Below are 2,074 nucleotides of genomic sequence, written 5' to 3'. Positions count from 1 at the left end.
GCTAGCCGTCCCTGGCGCCCCGCACGCGCCTCCGCCTCGAGCCGGTTCACCAGGTCCACCACGGTGTAGAACCGCCCGCGCGCGCCATCACGGATGCACGCCCGCGCAATGGCGATCGCGAGATGCGTCTTGCCCGTCCCGGTGCCGCCCACCAGCACCACGTTGCGCTGCTGCGTGAGAAAGTTTCCGCTCGCCAGGTCGCGCACCAGCGTCTCGTTGATCGGCGTGCCGTCGAACCGGAATTCCTCCACGTCCTTCGCCAGCGGTAGCTTCGCCAGCGTGATCTGGTACTTGATCGAGCGCGCCTGCTTCTCGGCGATCTCGGCGGCGACGAAATCGCCGATCACCCGCTGCGGCTCGTGCTGGCGCTTCACCGCCGCACCGACGATCTGGTCGAACGCCGCCTTCATTCCATACAATTTCAGCTCGCCCATCGTGGCGAGGATCTCGGACCGCTCCATCACGCGCTGCTCCTCAGGCTGTCATAGCGGGCGCAGTCGGCGACAGGCTCGTGCCGCAGCCGCAGCGCCTCCGGCGTCAGGATCGTCGCCACCGGCGGCGGCTCACGCTGCCGGGCCAGGATGTTCAGCACCACATCCGCCGAGTGCACGCCCTCGCGCAGCGCCTCGGCGCAGGCCGCCTCCACCGCCGGCAGACCATCGCTCAGCACCGCGGTCAGGATGTCCACCATCTGCCGGTCGCCATCGCCTGCGCCGGCCAGCTTGCGCCGCACCCGCTCCAGCGCGCCGGGCAGCAGCCAACCCTTGAACGGCGCGCCGTTGCGCCACGCGCCGGGCTTGCGCGCCAGCACCGGCACGTAATGCCAGGGATCGAACACCGTATGGCCGCGGCCGAACACACGGCGATGCTCGCCGACCACGCGCCCGTCCTGGCGCAACTCGATCCGCTCGGCATAGGCACGCACCTCGACCGGACGCCCCACCGCGCTCGCCGACACCGAGTATTTGTTGCCGTCGAACCGCACCAGGCAGGTCTTCGAGACGGCCGCCGGCACCGCATGGAAACCGTCAAACGGGCCCGTGTAGCGCACCAGGCTCGCACGCTCCGCCTCGAACACCTCCCACACCGTCCGGTCGCGCAACTCGGGATGCGGGTGCGCCCGCGCATAGGCGACACAGCGGTCGAGCAGCAGCGCGTTCAACTCCTCGAAATTCGACACCCGCAGCCGCGGCGAAAAGAACCTCTCGCGCACCACGCCCACCTGGTTCTCGACCTGACCCTTCTCCCAACCCGAAGCCGGCGTGCACGCCACGGGATCCACCAGGTAGTGGCTGCACATCTGCAGGAAACGCCGGTTGTAGGTCCGATCCCGCCCGACCAGGATCGCCTCCACCGCGGTTTTCATGTTGTCGTAGATCCCGCGCGTGCAGGCCCCGCGAAAGAACGCAAACGCCCGGTCATGCGCGTCGAACACCATCTCCTGGCTCTCGCGCGGATAGGCGCGCACGAACATCATCCGGCTGTGGCACAGGCGGACATGCGCGACCTTCACCACCATCGCCGCACCCGCCATCACCACCATCTCGTGGCTCCAGTCGAACTGGTACGCCTCCCCCGGCGCAAAGCTCAGCGGCACGTAGGCCGCCGCCGACACCGCCGAACGCGACCGCTGCCAGCCGCGCGCGTACCGACGTACCGCGTCGTAGCCACCGCCATAGCCAAGGCCGCGCAATTCCTCGAACACGCGCATCAGCGTCAGCCGTTCCCGGCTCGCCCGACCCGCATTCTCCGTGAGCAGCCGGTCCAACTCGCCGCGCCACGCGCCAAGCTTGGGCTGCGGTTGCTCGCCACGTTCGTAGCGGAACTCCGTCGCACCCGTGCGCAGGACCTTCCGCACCACCTTCCGCGACACGCCAAGCCGCCGGCAGATCGCCTTGATCGGCAGACCCTCGATCTCATGCAGCCGACGGATCTTCCCGATCGTCTCCACCACCAGCATCCCAATCATGACCCCCGGCATCACCGAGAGCCAACGTGAACCCCTTCAGCAGAGGGGGCCCTTTTGGACGCCGATCACCCCTCCATAGGGGTCCTTCTTCCACGCCGATCCACA

The 2,074-nt window shown here is 68.4% G+C and carries 1 protein-coding gene and 1 pseudogene; both read right to left on the bottom strand.

Going from position 1 to position 2,074, the window contains the following annotated elements; all coding sequences use genetic code 11:
* Positions 1 to 461, bottom strand: a 461-nt coding sequence (locus E8M80_RS25595) for an ATP-binding protein (RefSeq protein ID WP_170979655.1), incomplete at its 3' end; no start/stop codon positions are given.
* Positions 462 to 472: 11 nt separating this feature from the next.
* A pseudogene (gene istA / locus E8M80_RS25590) lies at positions 473 to 1,960 on the bottom strand (IS21 family transposase); the annotation flags it as partial.
* Positions 1,961 to 2,074: the final 114 nt, after the last annotated feature.

This window comes from Roseomonas sp. HF4 (assembly GCF_005222755.1).
GTDB lineage: Bacteria > Pseudomonadota > Alphaproteobacteria > Acetobacterales > Acetobacteraceae > Neoroseomonas.
The sequence above is the reverse complement of the archived record's forward strand: the minus strand, read 5'-3'. Positions and strand labels throughout refer to the sequence as shown.